1 protein-coding gene is annotated in these 229 nt (G+C 44.1%); it reads right to left on the bottom strand.

The features are described from left to right. The coding region (locus RM529_RS18280; protein WP_311486098.1) for a DUF5712 family protein at positions 1–229 on the bottom strand (229 nt) is incomplete at both ends.

Below are 229 nucleotides of genomic sequence, written 5' to 3'. Positions count from 1 at the left end.
AATCCGCGTTTAACCGTCTTACCATTAAAGTTAACTTCTGAAGCTTTGTATTTACTTCCCGGGGACAAGCTAACCGAATTAGAGGCATCTTTTCTACTTACGATAATATGGATATGGCTTTGGTTTCCTGCTTTGGGCATCCCCTGTACGATTCGTTTACCATCTTGCCGGTGTGGAGCCCGGGCTTCCAGTTTCTCAATTTCCTTTTCCCGCTTTTGAATACTTCCCT

Source organism: Autumnicola edwardsiae (assembly GCF_031846505.1).
Classification (GTDB): domain Bacteria; phylum Bacteroidota; class Bacteroidia; order Flavobacteriales; family Flavobacteriaceae; genus Autumnicola; species Autumnicola edwardsiae.
Note: the sequence above shows the minus strand (reverse complement) of the source record. Positions and strands in the feature narration are given on the sequence as shown.